At 53.6% G+C, this 2,503-nt stretch carries 1 protein-coding gene; it reads left to right on the forward strand.

Annotated elements, in window-relative coordinates:
* On the forward strand, positions 1-2,503 hold a 2,503-nt coding region (locus tag H8A87_RS19580; RefSeq protein ID WP_198691545.1), incomplete at both ends, for a non-ribosomal peptide synthetase.

The raw sequence follows: 2,503 nt of genomic DNA on the forward strand, positions 1-2,503 counted from the left end.
TGCGCATAGACACCTTTGTGCCGAACAACGAGCAAGACATCCCATCGCAATTGCTGGCGCACACTGATCCGCATCAGCGCCGTCTCGATATCAGTCAGGCACCGCTCTTCGCTGCTAATATCGCCCACGATCCGATCCAGAATGAATGGTTGCTGGCTCTGTGCTTCCACCATCTGGTCAGTGACCATATGACACTGGAGCTGATCATCGCTGAAATCAGCGAACTGCTGCACAGTGATGCCAAAAACAGTTACAGCAAAAACAAGCATGCAGAGAACTTACCCGTGACACTGCCTTACCGTCACTTTGTCGCCCAGTCCTTGCGTGTGCCGGCATCAGAGCACGAAACTTACTTCCGTGACGTGCTCGCCGATGTCGATGCGCCGACCGCCCCCTTCGGAATACGGGATGTTCACAGCGGGGATAGACAGGTAACGGAGGCCACACAGTCACTTGACACGGCACTGGCTCAGGCGATCCGCACTCAAGCCCGCCGTCAGGGGATCAGTCCCAGTGTACTGTTTCATATTGCCTGGGCGCAGGTACTGGCTAAAGTCAGCGGGCGGGATGATGTGGTCTTCGGCACGGTCTTGCTGGGGCGTATGCAGGGCAGTGCCGGCATCGAGCGGGCACTGGGTGTGTTTATCAATACCCTGCCCATACGCGTTACCCTTGCAGGGCTTGATGTCCTGAATGTGGTGCAGGAAACCTACCGTAGCCTAAGTGCCCTGTTTGAACACGAACAGGCGCCGCTGGCACTGGCACAACGCTGTAGCGGTGTAGCTCCCCCCCTGCCACTTTTCAGCACCCTGCTCAACTATCGCCATAGCAAACCGGATAGCACCCACACCACTTGGGAAGGAATACGCCTGCTGGCAGCACAGGAGAGAACCCACTATCCCATCAGTTTGTCCGTAGATGATTTGGGCAAAGAATTCCAGTTGGTTGCTCAGGCCATGTCAGATATCGATCCCGCTAGCCTGCTCGCCTATATGATCACTGCCCTGACGGGTCTGGTCGACGCGTTAGAAACCCATCCCCAGCGGCCGATCGCAACCATCTCCATTCTGCCGGCCACAGAACGCCAGCAGTTACTGGTCGATTTCAACGCCACCCAGTCCGACTTCCCGCAAGATGCCTTAATCCACCAACTTTTCGAAAACCAAGTTCAACGTAGCCCAGAGGCCACGGCCGTGGTTTTCGAAGAACAATCGCTGAGTTATCACGAGCTGAATCGCCGCGCCAATCAACTGGCACATCACCTGATTGCCTTTGGTGTACGCCCCGATGATCGGGTGGCAATTTATGTTAAACGCAGTTTGGATATGCTCATTGGCCTATTAGGCATTTTGAAAGCCAGTGCCGGTTATGTCCCATTAGATCCTGAATATCCCACCGAGCGGCTAGCCTATATTTTGTCAGACTGCGCGCCCAAATTATTGCTGACTCAACAGCATTTACAGCATCGTTTATCAACCGATGTGCCAGTTTGGATCATGGACAATGACGACCATTTGGCGGCCGTGGAACACCAATCCGTTCAAAATCCCGAACCGCACCAGCAGGGATTGGCTCCGCATCATCTGGCCTATGTCATCTATACTTCTGGTTCCACGGGACAGCCAAAAGGAGTCATGATTGAACATCACAATGTGGTCAATTTTGTCCATGTTCAATGCCAGACTAATGCACTGACACCATCTGACCGTGTACTGCAATTGACGTCTGTCGCCTTTGATACCACCGTATCAGATATTTTCGCCACCTTGACTGCCGGTGCGACATTAGTTCTGCGCCCAGACCACCTTCGCCTACCTGATATCATTTTTAGTCAGTTCTTGCAGCAACAGGAAATTACAGTTTCCGACCTGCCCACGGCTTTCTGGCACCTGTGGGTACAAGAGATGGCGGCTGGCCGCTGTGGATTCAGCCCTTCTTTGCGCCTGGTTATCGTCGGCGGTGAAAAAGCCGAACTTCGTCATTTCAATACTTGGCAATCGTTACCTGAAACCCAGTCTTGCCAATGGATAAACTCCTACGGCCCAACGGAAACCACCGTTATAGCCACGGTATTGAAACTGGATAACCGTTCTCCTTGTGTCACAGACATAATCCCGATTGGCTATCCGCTCGCCAATACGAGTCTCTATATTCTTGATACTCAGGGTCAGCCCGTTCCCATCGGAGTTGCCGGTGAAATCTATATTGGCGGCGCAGGGGTTGCCCGTGGTTATCTGAATCGGCCAGAACTCACTGCCGAACGTTTTGTACCTGATCTGTTCTCCGGTGCCCCTGAAACCCGTATGTATAAAACCGGCGACTTGGGTCGCTGGCTGCCCGATGGCAATATCGAATATCTCGGCCGCAACGATTTTCAGGTCAAACTGCGCGGTTTCCGGATTGAACTGGGGGAAATCGAGACGCAATTAGTGCAATGCCACGGCGTACGCGAGGCGGTGGTGATTGCCCGCGGAGACGACACCGATCAGAAGCGTCTGGTGGC

The sequence above is a fragment of the Xenorhabdus lircayensis genome, from assembly GCF_016306625.1.
In the GTDB taxonomy this organism is placed as follows: Bacteria; Pseudomonadota; Gammaproteobacteria; order Enterobacterales; family Enterobacteriaceae; genus Xenorhabdus; species Xenorhabdus lircayensis.